Genomic DNA, 15967 nt, shown 5'->3' on the forward strand with positions numbered 1-15967 from the left:
TGTCGCGTCGCGTTCCGTTCGAAGGCGTCGCTCACTCCCGCGTCAAAGGCTCGGACATGGCCCAGGGAGCGTGTGCCAGATGCTCAACGAGAAAGTTGATCAACACGGTAACGCGTGTGGTTCGAAGCATGCCAGGCGGCGTCATCAGGTTGACGTCGACGTCGGCGACTTTCCAGTCGCACATAACATGCTCGAGCTCGCCACGCTGCAGCGCGTCCCACACCAGATACTCGGGCTGGACCGCGAGGCCACGCCCCGCGATCAACGCCGGCAGGATCGCTTCGGCATTGTTGGTGCGAATGCGCGCGTGCAGCGGCACCGTGTACTCGTCGCCCGATACCGTGTTGCGAAAGCGCCAGTATTCCGGCATTTGCAGGTTCGTGTAGACGAGGCTCTGATGGCGCTCGAAGTCGCGCGGGTGCGTCGGGCGCCCGTGCTGCTCGAGATAGGCAGGCGCTGCGACGACCGGCCTGCGCACCGCGCAGAGTCGCCTTGTCCGCAACGAGGAATCACCCAGATCGGCAATCCGGATCGCGATATCGATACCGGCGGACACGATGTCGACCAGCTCGTCGCTGAGCACGAGATCGACGTCGACGCTCGGGTAGCGCTCGAGAAAGCCAGGGAACAAGGGCGCCAGATAGCGCAAGCCGAACGACGCAGGGGCGGCCATGCGTACGAGCCCGTGCGGCTCGAGCGCGAGAGCGGACGTTTCGCTCTCGAATATAGCGGCGTCCGTAAGCAGCTGGATCGCCCGGTCACGCAGCGACTCGCCTGTCGCCGTGAGCGACAGTTTGCGCGTCGTGCGGTACAGCAGCATTGCGCCGAGGCGTTGCTCGAGCCGGGCGATCGCTTTGGAGACTGTCGGTTTCGAGATGCCAAGCAGTTCGGCGGCTTTCGCGAACGAGCCGGTCTCGGCAACACGCGCGAAGATGGCCCAGGCTTCGAGGTCGGGTAGGTTTTTCATGTCGGCAGTCGAATCGAAGAAGGTATGACATATCTCTTCTTGAGAAGGACAGCCAAATACTACCGGGAAATAGAGAGCCTGACCCGGGGGCTTTAACCGGAATGTGATGGTTTGCATCCCGATCTGACAGTGAGAGTGAGCGTATGGAATCGTATCTGGTGTCACTGGGTGCGGGCGTGCTGATAGGCGTGATCTACAGCGTAATCAAGGTCCGCTCGCCGGCGCCGCCGATGATTGCCCTCATCGGACTGTTGGGCATGTTGATCGGCGCCCAAGCCGTTCCATCCCTCAAGTCGTTATTCGGCTTTTAAACGTATTGAGTCAAGCGAGGAAACGCACATGAGTGCCACCAGTACCCAACCCGATCTCATACTTCATAACGGACAGTTCACTACACTGGACCGTTCGAATCCGGTCGCCACCGCGGTGGCGATTGCCGATGGCCGCTTCGTTGCGGTGGGCAGCGATGCCGAGGTCGTGCCGCTCGCAGGCAGCGCGACGAGAGTCATCGATCTCGCTGGCCGGCCCGCGCTACCCGGCCTGATCGACAACCACCTGCATCTGATCCGCGGTGGCCTCAACTACAACATGGAGCTGCGCTGGGACGGCGTGCGCTCGCTCGCCGTCGCCATGGAGATGCTCAAGCAGCAGGTTGCGATCACGCCCGCGCCGCAATGGGTGCGCGTGGTCGGCGGCTTCACCGAGCACCAGTTCGTGGAAAAGCGCCTGCCAACGCTCGAGGAGCTCAACGCGGCGGCGCCGGATACCCCGGTGTTCATCCTGCATCTGTACGACCGCGCACTGCTCAATGCAGCCGCGCTGCGTGTGGTCGGCTATACGAAGGACACGCCGGAGCCGCCGGGAGGCAAGATCCTGCGCGACGGCGCGGGCAATCCGACCGGGCTTCTGCTCGCCAATCCGAATGCCGCGATCCTCTATGCCACGCTCGCGAAAGGCCCCAAGCTGCCGGCCGAGTATCAATACAACTCGACGCGCCATTTCATGCGCGATCTGAACCGACTTGGCGTGACCGGTGCAATTGACGCTGGCGGCGGATCACAGAACTACCCCGACGATTACGAAGTCATTCGCAAGCTGCACGACGCGGGCGAGATGACCATTCGCATCGCGTACAACCTCTTCACGCAAAAGCCGAAGGCCGAGAAAGAGGACTTCGTGAACTGGACCAGCTCGGTCAAGTATCACGACGGAACGGACTATTTCCGCCACAACGGCGCGGGCGAGATGCTCGTGTTTTCGGCGGCGGACTTCGAGGACTTCCGCGTGGCGCGCCCAGAGCTGCCGCCCGAGATGGAGGACGAACTCGAAGGCGTGGTGCGCGTGCTTGCGCAGAATCGCTGGCCGTGGCGGCTGCATGCCACCTACGACGAAACTATCAGCCGCGCGCTCGACGTGTTCGAGAAGGTCAACAAGGACATTCCGCTCGAGGGCATCAACTGGTTCTTCGATCATGCTGAAACTGTCTCCGAACGTTCAATGGACCGCATCGCGGCGCTGGGTGGCGGCATCGCGGTCCAGCACCGCATGGCCTACCAGGGCGAATACTTCGTCGAGCAATATGGCGCGCGCGCAGCCGAAGCGACCCCGCCGGTCGCGAGGATGCTGGAGAAGGGCCTGAAGGTATCCGCCGGCACCGACGCGACGCGAGTGGCGTCGTACAACCCGTGGGTGTCGCTTGCGTGGCTCGTGAGCGGCAAGACGGTTGGGGGCTTGCGCATGTATCCGCAGCGCAACCTGCTCGACCGTGAAACGGCTCTGCGCATGTGGACGGAGTACGTCACGTGGTTCTCGAACGAACAGGGCAAGAAAGGCCGCATCGCGGTCGGACAACTCGCCGACCTGATGGTGCCGGACCGCGACTTCTTCAAGTGCGCCGAGGACGATATTGCCGATACGACCGCATTGCTGACGGTGGTCGGAGGCAGGATCGTCTGGGGTGCGGGCCCGTTCTCGCAGTATGACCTGCCGATTCCCCCGGCGATGCCCGACTGGTCGCCGGTGCGCGAGTATGGCGGCTACGGCGGCTGGGGCGCTACGCAGCGCAGCGGCGCACCGCTGCAAGGAGCCGCTGCGGCGGCGCTGTGCGGCTGCGCGAGTGCCTGCAACATGCACGGCCATGCACACGCACGCGCATGGAGCAGCGCGTTGCCGACCTCTGACGCGAAGGGCTTCTGGGGCGCGTTCGGCTGCTCCTGCTGGGCGGTCTGAGATGGCGACCATGACTGCCCGAAGCAATCCCGCGTGGGTTCGCGCGCTGCTTTCGCAGCCGTGGGTAGGGCCGCTCGTGCGCCTCGCGCTCGTGTCGGCGTTCCTGATCGGCGGCATCGACAAGGCGTTGAACTTCGACGCGGCGATTGCCGAGCAGGCGCATTTCGGCCTGCATCCGCCCGCCCTTTGGGCAGGCCTCGCGGTCGTGGTGGAGATCGTCGGTTCGCTGTGCGTGGTGTTGCGACGCTACACATGGATCGGCGCCGGCGGACTCGCCGTGCTGACCGTGGTCGCGATGCTGGTTGCCAACGACTTCTGGAACAAGACCGGCAACGCGCGCTTCATGGCGCTCAACAGTTTTTTCGAGCACCTCGGTCTCGTCGCGGCACTCGTGCTCGCGACCATGTCCGGCGATTCAGGAAATGCCGCGGGCAGCGATCGCGCCTGATGGCTTCAACAGTATGACGAAACAACAAGGGAATATCGTGATGAAAACCATTCGCTCGGCGTTGCTCGCCTTGATGATTGCCGGCGGTCTCGCCGCCGCGCCGGTGTCGTTCGCCAAGCCGCCGGTCATGGCGGCGGAGACCCCGGCCGTAGCCGTCGCACCGCAGTACGACACGACGCACGTATATGTCGCGCCGGAGGACTATGACCGCTTCACCGACAGCTTCGTTGCGACGTTCGGTGGCAGCAAGTCGAAGCAGGGCGTTTTCCAGGTAACGCCCACGCCCAGCCAGACGATGTCGCAACTCGTGTTTACGCCGGTGGGCACGATCTCCGTATTCGGCTTCAAGACGCCCACGCCATACCCCTTCGGCGAGGAGCGAACGGGCTACCTCGTGACCGACATGGACGCGGCCGTGAACGCTGCGCGCGCCCACGGCGCGGACGTGATCGTCGACACGTTCCCCGACCCGATCGGTCGCGACGTGGTCATCCAGTGGCCGGGCGGCCTGAACATGCAACTGTATTGGCATACGCAGGCACCGCACTACGATGCGCTGCAGAGCGTTCCCGAGAACCGCGTCTACGTGTCGCCGCAAAGCGTGCACAAGCTCGTGCACGATTTCGTGAAGTTCTCGCACGGCAAGGTGGTGTCCGATGACCTCAAGGCGCCCGGCGTCGAAATCGGCCGGCCGAACGACACCTATCGCCGCATTCGCATCGAGTCGGGCTTCGGCAAGATGACCGTGCTGGTGACGGATGGCCATCTGCCTTATCCGTTCGGCCGGGAAACCACAGGCTATGAAGTCTCGAAGCTCGACGAGACGCTGCAGAAGGCGAAGGCCGCTGGTGTGACCGTGCTCGTGCCGCCGTTCTCATCGGACGGACGCGAAGCCGCGCTGGTCCAGTTCCCTGGCGGCTACGTCGCCGAGATCCACGCCAGCGTGTCGAAATGAAATCCGAGGACACGATCCTTGCCGCGGTCGCCGGCTTCGTCGATACGTTGAGCTTCGTCGCGCTGTTCGGGTTGTTCACCGCGCACGTCACGGGCAACTTCGTGCTGATCGGCGCCGGCGTCGCGGGCTTCGGCCGGGGCGTGCTGCTCAAGCTCATCGTGTTTCCCGCATTCGTGGGCGGGGTGGTCGTGAGCAGCCTGCTGGTGCGATCGCTCTCCGAACGGTATGAGCGCCAGGGCGCGCGTCTGCTTCATGCGGTGCAGGCCGTGTTCATGTTCGGCTATTGCCTCGCCGGCGTCTGGGCGACGCCCATCACCCAGCCCGAAAGCCTCGCGGTCACGGTGGCGGGTATCGTCGGCGCGTTTGCGATGGGCGTGCAGAATGCGCACCCGAAGCTCATCAAGCGCCCCGGCGTGCCGAATACGGTGATGACGGGCAACGTCACGCAAGCCATCCTCGACATGGTTGACATGCTTTCGGCGGACACCGCCGAGAGCGTCCGCGAAGCCGCGCACGCACGATTCGCGACGATGATGCCAGCCATCGTCGCATTCGCGGTCGGGGCGATAGCCGGAGCTTTGGGCTACCGGTACACGGGCTTCTGGGCGCTGCTCGCGCCGGCGTGCGCACTAGCTGTGCTCGCCTTGACCACTGGCGAGCACGAGCGCGCCGCGTTACCGGGGCGCACCTGAGTGGCGCGCACGATTACAACCACAAGCCGGTAATGGCAAGGAAACTCATGGCATCGACTACGAAGCGCGCGCGTCGATTCGACAAGACCGCAAGCTTGACTGCTCTCGCTGGGCTATTGCTGACGGGCGGCAACTCTGCGTTCGCGGATTCGGTTGCCGCGCCCGTTGCAGATGTGAGCCTCGCGGCTGATTCTGCCAATGCGGCCAGCGGCGCCACGGCGGCTGCGTGCAACGCCAAACGTCCCATCGTCCTGTTCAATCGCTGGCAGGAAGACTGGTCGGTGCTCGCGAATCCCTGTGTTCAGCGCGAGCCGCTCGACAGCCTCAAATACATTCCGCTCGGTGGCAATCCGTCGTCGTATCTGTCGCTCGGCGTGAACCTGCGCGAGCGCCTCGAAAGCAATAACGCGCCGCTGTTCGGCATCGGCACTCAGTCGGACACGTATCTGATCCAGCGCATCCAGGTTCATGCCGACGCGCATCTTGCCGATCACTGGCAATTCTTCGTGCAACTCGTGGACGCGCGCGCATTTGGCAAGAACGTGGTGACGCCCGTGGACAAGAATCCGCTGGATCTCGAGCAGGCGTTCGTGACCTACACGGGCGCACTCGGCGGCGGCACGTTCAAGTTCCGTGTTGGCCGGCAGGAAATGGCGTTCGACTTGCAGCGTTTCGTTTCAGTACGCGATGGTCCGAACGTGCGCCAGGCTTTCGATGCAGTGTGGGCCGACTACGAATACCAGAAGTGGCGCTTCATTGCTTACGCGACACAGCCCGTGCAGAATCGCAACGCGACGGTCTTCGACGACATATCGAATCGCGATCTCACGTTCAGCGGCGTGCGCTTCGAACGCCAGTCGGTGGGTCCGGGCGATCTGTCCGGCTACTGGTCGCGCTATAACCGTACCAACGCGCGATACCTCGACGCGAGCGGCCCCGAGCATCGTGACGTTTGGGACCTGCGCTATACCGGCACGCACGGCCGCTTCGACTGGGATATCGAAGGCATGCTGCAAACGGGAACGGTCGGCAACAGCACGATCGGCGCGTGGGCGATCGGTTCGATTGCGGGCTACAAGCTCGACATGCCATGGTCGCCCCGCATCGGACTGCAGGTCGACGCGGCTTCGGGCGACCGGCATCCGCACGATGGCCGGGTCGAAACGTTCAATCCGCTGTTTCCGAACGGGTATTACTTCACGCTCGCCGGCTACACCGGATACACGAACCTGATTCACGTCAAGCCGTCCATCACGCTCAAACCGACCGCGAATCTCGCACTACTCGGCGCGCTGGGCTTCCAGTGGCGCGAGACGACCGGCGACGCCGTGTATCAGCAGGCTAGCCAGATCGTGCCTGGCACTGCGGGCAAAGGCAGCCTGTGGACGGGCATGTACGTGCAGTTGCGCGCTGACTGGACGATAGCGGCCAACCTGATCGGTTCGATCGAAGCAGTGCACTTCCAGGTCGGCAACACGATACGCCAAGCGGGTGGACATAACGCCGACTACGCCGGTGTGGAACTCAAATACGGGTGGTAGGGCACGCATCCGCTCCTGGTGGAGCGCGTATGAAGTGAATCCTCCATCACGCGCTTCAGAACGTTTAACCACAATTAAGCCAATCGCATTTGCAATCGTTGAGACTGGCATGCATGCTGGATCGCCTGCACCCGTCCCGCGCGTTCAGCTCGCCGGCGGCCGGGAGAAATTGAGCAGGCGATAGGTGGGCGATGATGGCGGAAAGCGAACAGTATCCTTCTGATGACGGCATCGTTTGGGACGAAGTCCAATATGCGCAAACAAAACCGCGCTTCCTCGGATCGTCAGGGAACATAGCGGAGTTCAGTCTTCTCGAGGCTCGCACCGGCACGCAGTGGCGAGCACGCCAAACCACCTGGGCGTTCGGCGAGCGGTGTCGTCAGTTCGAACACGAGTACGATCTGCGAAGCCGGCTCGCACCGGAGTGGGCCGTGACGCCGAGCGCGCTGATCCGCGCCGGCGACGGGCCGGTGCTGCTCTACCCCGAGCCCTTCGGTATCACGCTCGACCAATTCGCGAACGGTAGCCTGTCGATTTCAGAGGTACTGCAAATCGCTCGCGGCATGGCTCAGGCTCTTGCGCAACTGCACGCCCGCGCGCTCGTGCATGGTGACGTGCAACTCGTTAATTTCGTGCGGACCGTGGATGGCCGCGTTCGGATCCGTTCGTTTCTGACCACGCGCTCGCCCCACGAGAACCTGCCGCTCGACGAGCATCTCGGTACCGTTGCAGCGCCGTATGCCGCGCCCGAGCGTACGCGTGCCGAGAAAAGATTCGCTGACGAGCGCAGCGACCTCTACTCGCTCGGAGTCGCGATCTTCCGCCTGCTCACAGGAACGTTCCCTTTCAACGCGAGTTCCGCGGAGGAGTGGCTTCACGCGCACGTCGCCATGCACCCGGCGCCTTCGTGGCAGTTTCGCGCCGACGCTCCGGCCATGTTCGACGAGCTGATTGCAAGGCTGCTTGCCAAGGAAGCTGGCGACCGGTATCAGACGGCAGAATCGCTGTGCCAGGATCTGATTCACATGCAGGCGGAGTGGGACGCGTCTCGCGCGATCGCCCGCTTCGAGATCGCCCGTGGCGAGCGGCTCATGCACATCGAGAGCGAGACGTCGCTCGTCGGCAGACAAACCGAGGCCTCGCAGCTTGCCCATGCCTATGGCGCGGTGTTGCAATCAGCAGAGGCGCGGATCGTGCTGATCGAAGGGGCGCCTGGCGTAGGCAAAACCATGCTCACTGCGGATCTCAGGAAGCGTCTGCTGCCGTCGTCGTTCTGGTCTTCGGGCAAGGCGAGCCAGTATCAGTCTCCACCTCCGTATGGCCCGGTCGTGCAGGCTTTGAAGTCGTTGTGCATGAACGTGATCGGCAAGGGTGGCGCCGCGCTCGCGGAGTGGAGCGCACGATTGAACGCTTGCGCGGGCGATTACTTGGATGTGCTAGTGCGGCTCGTCCCCGAGGTGGAACTCGTGGCGGGGCCGGGCAGCGCCGACACCGAGCCAGGCGCGGACACGCCGGCTCGGCGCATTCAGCTTGCGCTCGTGCATGCATTTGGCGCGTTCGCGTCGGTAGGGGCTCCGTTGGTGCTGTTGCTCGATGACCTGCAATGGGCCGACGAAGCAACGCTTGCGTTCGTCGAGACCGTCGCCGCCGAACGGCCCGCGAATATGCTTCTCATCCTTGCGTGGCGTAGCGAAGACCCTGCCCGGAACAGCCCGTTCGGCGATTTCGTCGAGCGTGTCAAAGCTCGAAGCTCGCTCGCCATCACACTCGGGCCAATGTCGGCAGAGGACGTGGCGCAACTCATCGGCGTGCTCATCGACGAGCCGCCTGCGCGCGTCGAGCGTCTCGCACGCATCGTCCGGGCGAAGACGGGGGGAAATCCATTCCATGTCCGCCAGATCATGCGGGCGCTCTTTGACGAGCGGCTCGTCAGGTTCGACGGCACGAAACGCGAATGGATCTGGGACGAAGAAAGCATCGAGGCGCTGCGGCAAACGGACAGCATCATCGAACTGGTGACGGCCAGGCTTGAACGTCTGTCGCCTGAGGTGCGGAAGGTTCTGGAGTGGCTTGCCTGCATGGGCATCCAGAGCGATGAAGCACTGCTAGGGCGCGTGTGCGGTCTACCCCTGGCGGAGCTTCGCCGGCGGCTCGATGTGGCTCGCCGCGCGGGACTCGTCGAAGCGCGCGATGACGGCTGGTCCTTCGTGCACGACCGCGTGCACGAAGCTTCGTATGCCTTGCTGGATCTTCGCGCGCGGCCCGGGCGACATGCGGCCATCGCGATGGCGATGATCGATCTGCATAGCGATCGCGTCGATCAGATCGCACTCGACATCGCCACGCAGATCGAGCTTGCCCGCGAAGCTTCGCTGAGCGGCGCGCAGGCCGACGCATTTGCGGGCGTGCTCGTCGAGGCCGCCATGCGGGCGATCGTGGCGGCGGCGCGCGATCGCGCGCTGGCGTATCTCTCGCGCGCCGCCGAGCTGCTTGGCGAGACGCGCTGGACCAACCGTTACGAACTGGCGCTGAGGATCGCGGTGCTGCGCTGCGAGAGCCTGCTCGCGCTTGGGCGTCTCGACGCCGCTGCGCAGGAGATCGACGTGCTGATGGCGCGGACGCGCTCGAACGTGGATCATGCGCAGGCGCATCGCCTCAAGGCGGCTTTGCTCACGGTGCGCTCGGACTACGCGGGCGCAGTGAACGTCGCGCTTGCAGGCCTCGCGCGCCTGGGCGTGCATCTGCCGGTGCGTCCATCGGACGATGATCTGAACGCAGCGCGAGATGCGCTCAGGGCAGAACTCGGTGAACGGCAGATTGGCGATCTCGTGCGTCTGCCCAGAATGGAAGACCCACGCATCGAGGCCGTGATGGCCTTGCTGACGGCGCTGGAAGCCGCGATGTTCGAGCCGAGCGGCCTCGCGCTGCTGTATTGCGCGACCGTCGTGCAACTGACGTTGCGCCACGGCGTGACGGGCGCTTCCGTGCAGGGCCTGGCGTGGTATGGCGTCTACGTCGCGCAGACCTGGGGAGACTATGACGAGGGTCTCGAATACGCGAAGGTCGCGCTCGCCCTGGTGAATCACCATGGCTTCGAACGCTACCGGGCCCCGGCGTTGATCGCGCTCGATCAGGTGGCGGTCTGGACCCAGCCGCTGTCGTGGGTGCTGGCGCGGGCCCGCGAAGCCAAGGCGGCGGGCAACCTGAGTGCCGAGTTGCGCTGGATGTGCTACAGCTGCAACCACATCGTGGCGGACCTGATCGCCATCGGCGAAGCGCTACCGAAGATTCACGAAGAGCTGGCGCCGCTGCTGGCGGCGGCGCGCGGCACGGCCTATCGGGACATCGTCGATCTGCTGGCGACGCAGGCGGAATTCGTCATCTCGCTGTGGCACGGCAATGGCCCGCGAATCGGCTCATGGCTGGCGCCAGACGGCGCCGGTCCGGCTACCGCGGCCGATAAGGCGCCGCGCATGCCGGTGCTGACCTTCTGGACGCTCGTGTTGCGGGGCCAATCCGGGTTTCTGCTTGGAGACCTGCAGGCGGCCGGGGACGCTTTGCGTGACGCGGCGGCGTTTGCGTGGTCGTCCCCGGCGCATATCCTGCTCTCGGACTTCAGGCTCTATGGCGCGCTCACGCTCGTCTATGGGAACTCGCGGCAAACCGGCGACGCGTCGTTACAAGCTGCACTCAAGGACCATCTCGATCAGTTCTCCGTCTGGGCCGCGTTGAACCCCGGCACGTTTCAGAACAAGCTCGCGCTGCTCGAAGCGGAGCGTGAACGCATCGCGGGCAATCACGTAGAGGCCATGAGGCGCTACGAAGCGTCGGCCAGCGCCGCCGCGGCGGCGGGTTTTGTTCACGAACAGGCGCTTGCGCACGAGCTTGCGGGACGCCATGCCGCAGGCCTCGAACTGTTTGGCGTGGCACGGCATCATCTGCGGATTGCGTACGCGTGCTACAGACGCTGGGGGGCCCTGGCAAAAGCCGCCCAACTCGAGAAGGACTACGCATTTCTCGCCATCGACGACGTCACCACGCCGCGTTTGCTTCCCGCTCACGGCAAGGACGACCTCGATTTCATGGTCGCGATGCGCACGGCCCAGTCGCTTTCAGAAGAGATCATTCTCGAACGGCTGATTCAGAATCTGATGAAGAACATGATCGTGCATGCGGGAGCCCGATACGGCCTGCTGCTGCTCATGCGCCACGGCAAACTGCAAATCGAAGCGACGGGCCGGGTAGTGGAAAGCGAAGTTCTCGTCGATATCGGCTCCGCGACACCGACCGATCAGCACATTCCGCTCTCGATACTGAACACCGTGGTGCACACGAAAAAGCCGCTGGTGTTCGACGACGCACCGCAGGAGGGGGAGGGTGCACACTCGGAAAGCTTCAGCATTCATCCGGCCCGCTCGGTATTCTGTCAGCCGCTCATGAAGCAAGGAATCCTGATCGGTGTGCTGTATCTCGAGAATTCCCTGATGCATAGCGTATTCACGCCCGGCAAGATCGCCATGCTCGAAGTGCTGGCGCCACAAGCGGCGAATTCGCTCGAAGCGGCACGGTTGTATGCGGAACTCGTGGAAGAGAATGCGCGCCGGCAGGAGACCGAGGCTGCGTTGGGCCGCACTCGGGCGGACTTGGCGCGGGCCGCGCATTTGACGGTGCTGGGAGAAATGGCGGCCTCGATTGCGCACGAAATCAATCAGCCGCTCACCAGCATTATCTCGAGCGTCGGTGCTGGCGTTCGCTGGCTCAATGGCAGTAGTCCCGATTTCAAGGAGGCGGTGCTCGCAAGCCTCGAGGACGTCCGGGCTGCTGGTCTGCGAGCGGCCGACATCGTGCGCTCCCTGCGATCGCTGGCAAAGCAGGAGCCGGCGACCCTTGCGCCTGTCGCGATTGACGACGTGCTGCGCGAGATGCTGAAGCTGACCGGGATGGAAATCGACACGAAGGGTGTCGTGCTGCACGCCGAGTTCGATGCCGGCAGCGTAGAGGTGCTCGCTGATCGAACCCAGGTTCAGCAGATAGTGCTGAATCTGATTACGAATGCGCTGGACGCGATGGACGGCGCGAAACATGCGCGTGAGCTCACGGTGGCGTCACAGCGGGAAGGCAACTGGGTGATCGTGACCATTGCCGATACAGGAACCGGCATCGCCGAGGACATCGCCGAACGCATTTTCGAGCCCTTCTTTACGACCAAGGAGCGCGGCATGGGGATGGGGCTCGCCATCTGCAGATCGATCATGGAAGCACACGGCGGCTCGCTTCACGCTCACGGCCGTGCTTCGGGCGGTTCGTCATTCGTGTTCAAGCTGCCGCTCGCATCTTCCCGCTAGCGGGCACGACGCGCGGCACAGGCATGCATGAGGCTCCGGGGCGATTGGCGCGATCAGCCGCTGATTCGCGTGTCGTGCGGCTTGATACCCAGCGCTTCGGCCTTGCGAACGAGGTCGGGGACCGAGCGTGCTTCCATTTTTCGCATCACTTGAGCCCGGTGCACTTTCACGGTGACTTCATGAATGTTCATGGCCGCCGCGATCTGCTTGTTCATCATGCCGGCGATGACGAATCCCATGACCTCGCGTTCCCTGGCGGTTAGCAATTCAAACGTTGCCTTGAGTGCAGCAAGCTCACGTTGCGCATCGAGACGCCGCGCGTCGACCTGCAGCGCCTCGGTGACGGCGTCGATCATCTCCTGATCGTGGTACGGCTTCGTGAGGAAATTGACGGCGCCGCGTTTCATCGCCTTGACCGACATCTGCACATCGCCATGGCCAGTCATGAAGAGGATCGGGATCGCGATGCCGGAGCGGTCGGCTTGCTCCTGGAACGCGAGGCCGCTCTCGCCTCGTAGACGAACGTCGAGAACCAGGCAGCTGGGGACGTGAGGGCGCTCATACTCGAGGAACTCGCGCGACGACGCAAACAATTCGACCTGCAGGCCAACGGAGCGCAGCAGCGAGCCCAGCGAGCGCCGAAGTAGTTCGTCGTCGTCCACCACATAGACGATGGAGGTGCTCGCATTGGCGATAGAGCCATCCGGCGAGCGCGAGACGTTCACGCCTTCCATTCCTGTTGCCTTCCCAAAGGTTCGGTCGAGTATTTGAGGGCCACCGTTACTCAGCATTCGTCAGATCGCTTAAGTCCGCCATTGACGACTTTTAAGGCGCCGCCGCGAATAATGACCACATGCTACTACTGCGTCGCGCCAGCGCGCCAGTCGTTCACCAATACGCGCGATTTCGAAAGCGGGCGGCATCGCCTGGAACGGAGCATAGTCATGAGGATCGAAGACACGCCGCCGAGGTTCACGGGTGATGCCAGCATATCGGATTTCGGGAGCTATCTGGCAGCTACTCCAAACCCGGTTCGCAAAAAACGCGCGGAAAATTGGAACTACGTAACCGGACTGCTCATCCTCGCCGTCGGCATATTGTCACTTGCACAAACGCGGATCGAGCTGGATGCAGCGAGCCCCAGTTCGTCCGCAATGTGTGCGGTCGTCGTTGCGAAACTGATATGGATCTGCATTGGGAGTCTCGCAATCTCGGGAAAGCGAAGCTGTCGAGGTGTCTTCGCGTTTCTTTGCTGCGCAAGCGTGCTCGCGGTCGGGCCAGCGCTCCCTTCGGTCTTTTCGATATCCAGACCGCTCTTCTGGCTGTTGCTCACGGAATGTGCAATTAGGGCGCTGTGTCTGGCCGCATTGCTGTGCAATCGCATTTCGCCGCCGCTGTTCTGCCATGACACGCTGAGCGGGCGTGAGCGCGCTCCCGCGGAAGCTCAAGCCGCCAGGTTCTCAAGCACCGGGTAATCCGTGAGACCGTTCGCGCCGCCGCCGAACAGCGTCTCCCGATGATGTTGCGCGAGCGGCGCGCCGACGCGCAAACGCTGCACGAGTTCGGGACTGACGACGAACGGTCGGCCGGAGGCGATGAGGTCGGCCCAGTCCGACTCGACGGCGCCGCGCGCGTTCGCCTGTGTATTTGCCGGTGTAGATCAGCACGCCTGGATAAGCAGCGCGCAACTTTTGCTTGAACTTGAGCGGAAGGTGTTCGCTATGTCGAGCCCGCCTTCGTTGCCAACTTGTCCCGCGCCGACAATCGTGTGCACTTCGCCGATGAAAATCAACAGGTCGTCGCGGTTAGCAACGATTTCGGCCATAATCTGTTTGACACGCTCTTCGAATTCGTCGCGATACTTCGCTCCCGCGACGAGGGAAAGTAATCCTCGAGCAAAACGAACAAAAGCCAGTGAAGACGGAAGTTGCCCTCCACGTCCCTTTTGGCTGCTCGCTCAAGCATCTTCTCTGCCCAGATTTTTCTTACTTCTAATTCCGGGATTGGCACATCGTCAGGTCGTGCGTCAAAGAGCGCCTTCACACCATCAAGAACCTTGTCGCCAAGTCCGTTCTGCTGAAAAAGTACTCGCCCGCCGATGATCCTGATCCAACTGCGATCCGCTTCGTCATTCGATGTGTGTACGAATAGAACGAGGAACAGACCATTTCATCGCGACGCGACGTGCTGGCGGTCATCGGTGTTCCGAAAGGCAATTTCATTTTCAACCGGCACATGTTGGTGATATCACGATGGTCGCGGATTTTGGCGGCGATGCGGACGACGGACTGTGGTCGACTAGCGCCCGACGGCCGAGTGCGGCGATCACATCGGGTCCGCAGTCCATACAAACGGTATGACACGACCGGAGGCCGTCTCGTGGATTTTCCACCGCGGACATTGAATCAATATGTCGCCGGCCGATTTGTTGACGAACAATTTCTGATTACACTACTTCACCGTGCTTTCAATGGAGGACGACGTGACGAGGGTTCACATCGATGTACTACCGCGTGAAATTTTAACGGCACGCCTGAAACTTGTACCGGCATGTGAGCAATTCACGCATGAGTTGCACGAATACTCCATTGAAAATCGCGCTCACCTGCAGCCTTGGGAGCCGCTTAGAGCCGAAAGTTTCTTTGAAAAAAAATCAGTTCGCCGACGGCTGTCCATGATGGCGCACAACAACAACTCGGGAGTCGCAGTGCATCTACTCCTATTTTCGCTTGGAACCGGCGAAATAGTCGGTGAATGCAACTTCACCAACATCGTGCGTGGCCCGTTTCAGGCATGTCATCTTGGGTTTTCGCTTGCCAAGCGGTTTGAGGGACAAGGTTTGATGCGCGAAGCATTGACCTCTGCGATCACCTATATCTTTGACGAAATCGGCTTGCACAGAATAATGGCGAATTTTAGACCTGAAAATGTTCGTAGCGAACAACTATTGAAGCGGCTAGGGTTTGAGCGTGAAGGCTTGGCTCGTTCCTATCTGAGGATCAATGGGGTATGGGTCGACCACGTTCTCACATCGCTCATCAACCACATTCGAGAACGTTGAACCGGTCTGGCAGCTTTCGCTCCTACCTTTCTATCTTCGCGGACTTAAAGCCGGCGGCGCCGTCGGAAGGGCGGAAATAAGTTGAGCCTACCGGAAAAGGGCCCAACGGATCTTCATCGTCAGCGATCCATTTCGTCACGTCCGGGCCGCAGTCGCCGGTCGCCGGCTCAGGCGCACGGGATATCCAACGAGGTCCGAATCCGCTTTCCCATCTCGAACGCGCGAATCTCGTAGCCCAATTCTCGGTACAGATTGACCGCCTGTTCGTTAAACTCCCAGACGGCTAGTCTGATATCGGTGGCACCCTGCTTCCGCGCCCACTCTTCTGCGAGTTTAATAAGAGAGCTGCCGACCCCGCGTCCTCTGATTTGTTCTAAAACTGCGACGGAACCGATGCGACCGACGACCATCGGCTGCAATAGCGGGCTTATCGGCTTCACCACCTGTATCGTAATGAAACCGACGGCGTTGCTGCCAAACTCGGCAAGAAACGTCGCTCGATCTTCTCCTTGGAGGCTGACGAGCCAGTGCTGCTCGTCTCGGCCGAATTCTGTGGTGGCATCTGCGTAGATGTCGGGGCGTGCCAAGTGGTGGCTCGCATTCAAAATTTGACCCAATTCGCAGATTGTCAGAATGTCTTCGATTGTCGCGCGTCGATAGCTTATCGGAAAGGTCATCGTCAGCCCTGATGAGGGAAATTTTCGGGGGCGGTCGCCTCAGTGCGACCCC

13 protein-coding genes and 1 pseudogene are annotated in these 15967 nt (G+C 62.2%); 9 read left to right on the forward strand and 5 right to left on the reverse strand.

The annotated features are described in order from the left end of the window. Window positions 1-31 precede the first annotated feature (31 nt). Entirely contained in the window at window positions 32-967 is a 936-nt protein-coding gene (locus VSR82_RS31410; RefSeq protein WP_498858343.1) for a LysR family transcriptional regulator, read from the reverse strand. A gap of 143 nt (window positions 968-1110) precedes the next feature. On the opposite strand from VSR82_RS31410, the gene VSR82_RS31415 reads away from it, so the two are divergent. From VSR82_RS31415 to VSR82_RS31445, 7 genes are all read left to right on the forward strand, one after another. Beyond that, window positions 1111-1278 (forward strand): DUF1427 family protein, encoded by a 168-nt coding sequence (locus tag VSR82_RS31415; protein WP_368582181.1) that lies wholly within the window; start codon window positions 1111-1113, stop codon window positions 1276-1278. Between the two features lie 28 nt (window positions 1279-1306). After that, a complete protein-coding gene (locus tag VSR82_RS31420) occupies window positions 1307-3196 on the forward strand; it encodes an amidohydrolase (RefSeq protein ID WP_498858344.1) in 1890 nt (629 codons plus the stop codon). Window position 3197: 1 nt separating this feature from the next. Next, window positions 3198-3644 (forward strand): DoxX family protein, encoded by a 447-nt coding sequence (locus VSR82_RS31425; RefSeq protein WP_498858345.1) that lies wholly within the window; start codon window positions 3198-3200, stop codon window positions 3642-3644. A 40-nt stretch (window positions 3645-3684) separates the two neighbouring features. After that, a complete protein-coding gene (locus VSR82_RS31430; protein ID WP_368582178.1) occupies window positions 3685-4599 on the forward strand; it encodes a glyoxalase in 915 nt (304 codons plus the stop codon). After that, entirely contained in the window at window positions 4596-5291 is a 696-nt protein-coding gene (locus VSR82_RS31435) for a YoaK family protein (protein ID WP_368582177.1), read from the forward strand. Before VSR82_RS31430 ends, VSR82_RS31435 begins: the two co-directional genes overlap by 4 nt. A gap of 47 nt (window positions 5292-5338) precedes the next feature. Beyond that, a complete protein-coding gene (locus VSR82_RS31440; protein WP_368582176.1) occupies window positions 5339-6832 on the forward strand; it encodes an alginate export family protein in 1494 nt (497 codons plus the stop codon). A gap of 431 nt (window positions 6833-7263) precedes the next feature. After that, a complete protein-coding gene (locus VSR82_RS31445; RefSeq protein WP_498858346.1) occupies window positions 7264-12177 on the forward strand; it encodes a trifunctional serine/threonine-protein kinase/ATP-binding protein/sensor histidine kinase in 4914 nt (1637 codons plus the stop codon). A gap of 53 nt (window positions 12178-12230) precedes the next feature. Here VSR82_RS31445 and VSR82_RS31450 read toward each other — a convergent pair whose 3' ends face one another. Then, complete coding sequence (locus tag VSR82_RS31450) at window positions 12231-12911, reverse strand: response regulator transcription factor (protein WP_410850474.1); 681 nt, start codon at window positions 12909-12911, stop codon at window positions 12231-12233. 210 nt (window positions 12912-13121) lie between these two features. Between VSR82_RS31450 and VSR82_RS31455 the strand changes: the two genes are divergently transcribed. Further along, window positions 13122-13652 (forward strand): hypothetical protein, encoded by a 531-nt coding sequence (locus VSR82_RS31455; RefSeq protein WP_498858364.1) that lies wholly within the window; start codon window positions 13122-13124, stop codon window positions 13650-13652. Here VSR82_RS31455 and VSR82_RS31460 read toward each other — a convergent pair. Together VSR82_RS31460 and VSR82_RS31465 are read right to left on the reverse strand one after the other, a co-directional pair. Beyond that, a pseudogene (locus VSR82_RS31460) lies at window positions 13622-13889 on the reverse strand (alkene reductase); the annotation flags it as partial. The gene VSR82_RS31455 and the pseudogene VSR82_RS31460 overlap by 31 nt on opposite strands. Continuing rightward, a complete protein-coding gene (locus tag VSR82_RS31465) occupies window positions 13838-14002 on the reverse strand; it encodes a hypothetical protein (RefSeq protein ID WP_498858347.1) in 165 nt (54 codons plus the stop codon). The gene VSR82_RS31465 and the pseudogene VSR82_RS31460, both read right to left, overlap by 52 nt. 657 nt (window positions 14003-14659) lie before the next feature. Between VSR82_RS31465 and VSR82_RS31470 the strand changes: the two genes are divergently transcribed. Further along, entirely contained in the window at window positions 14660-15238 is a 579-nt protein-coding gene (locus VSR82_RS31470; RefSeq protein ID WP_410850471.1) for a GNAT family N-acetyltransferase, read from the forward strand. Between the two features lie 167 nt (window positions 15239-15405). Here the strand turns inward: VSR82_RS31470 and VSR82_RS31475 are convergent, their stop codons facing one another. Beyond that, window positions 15406-15915 (reverse strand): GNAT family N-acetyltransferase, encoded by a 510-nt coding sequence (locus tag VSR82_RS31475; RefSeq protein WP_498858348.1) that lies wholly within the window; start codon window positions 15913-15915, stop codon window positions 15406-15408. Window positions 15916-15967: the final 52 nt, after the last annotated feature.

Source organism: Burkholderia sp. JPY481 (assembly GCF_038900515.1).
Classification (GTDB): Bacteria; Pseudomonadota; Gammaproteobacteria; order Burkholderiales; family Burkholderiaceae; genus Paraburkholderia; species Paraburkholderia youngii.

What these genes read in the sequence shown, in the direction of transcription:
- VSR82_RS31450 (WP_410850474.1), bottom strand. Translation starts at nt 12,911, where the DNA reads ATGGAAGGCGTGAACGTCTCGCGCTCGCCGGATGGCTCTATCGCCAAT.
- VSR82_RS31425 (WP_498858345.1), top strand. Translation starts at nt 3,198, where the DNA reads ATGGCGACCATGACTGCCCGAAGCAATCCCGCGTGGGTTCGCGCGCTG.
- VSR82_RS31455 (WP_498858364.1), top strand. Translation starts at nt 13,122, where the DNA reads ATGAGGATCGAAGACACGCCGCCGAGGTTCACGGGTGATGCCAGCATA.
- VSR82_RS31410 (WP_498858343.1), bottom strand. Translation starts at nt 967, where the DNA reads ATGAAAAACCTACCCGACCTCGAAGCCTGGGCCATCTTCGCGCGTGTT.
- VSR82_RS31420 (WP_498858344.1), top strand. Translation starts at nt 1,307, where the DNA reads ATGAGTGCCACCAGTACCCAACCCGATCTCATACTTCATAACGGACAG.
- VSR82_RS31430 (WP_368582178.1), top strand. Translation starts at nt 3,685, where the DNA reads ATGAAAACCATTCGCTCGGCGTTGCTCGCCTTGATGATTGCCGGCGGT.
- VSR82_RS31475 (WP_498858348.1), bottom strand. Translation starts at nt 15,915, where the DNA reads ATGACCTTTCCGATAAGCTATCGACGCGCGACAATCGAAGACATTCTG.
- VSR82_RS31435 (WP_368582177.1), top strand. Translation starts at nt 4,596, where the DNA reads ATGAAATCCGAGGACACGATCCTTGCCGCGGTCGCCGGCTTCGTCGAT.
- VSR82_RS31465 (WP_498858347.1), bottom strand. Translation starts at nt 14,002, where the DNA reads ATGGCCGAAATCGTTGCTAACCGCGACGACCTGTTGATTTTCATCGGC.
- VSR82_RS31440 (WP_368582176.1), top strand. Translation starts at nt 5,339, where the DNA reads ATGGCATCGACTACGAAGCGCGCGCGTCGATTCGACAAGACCGCAAGC.
- VSR82_RS31415 (WP_368582181.1), top strand. Translation starts at nt 1,111, where the DNA reads ATGGAATCGTATCTGGTGTCACTGGGTGCGGGCGTGCTGATAGGCGTG.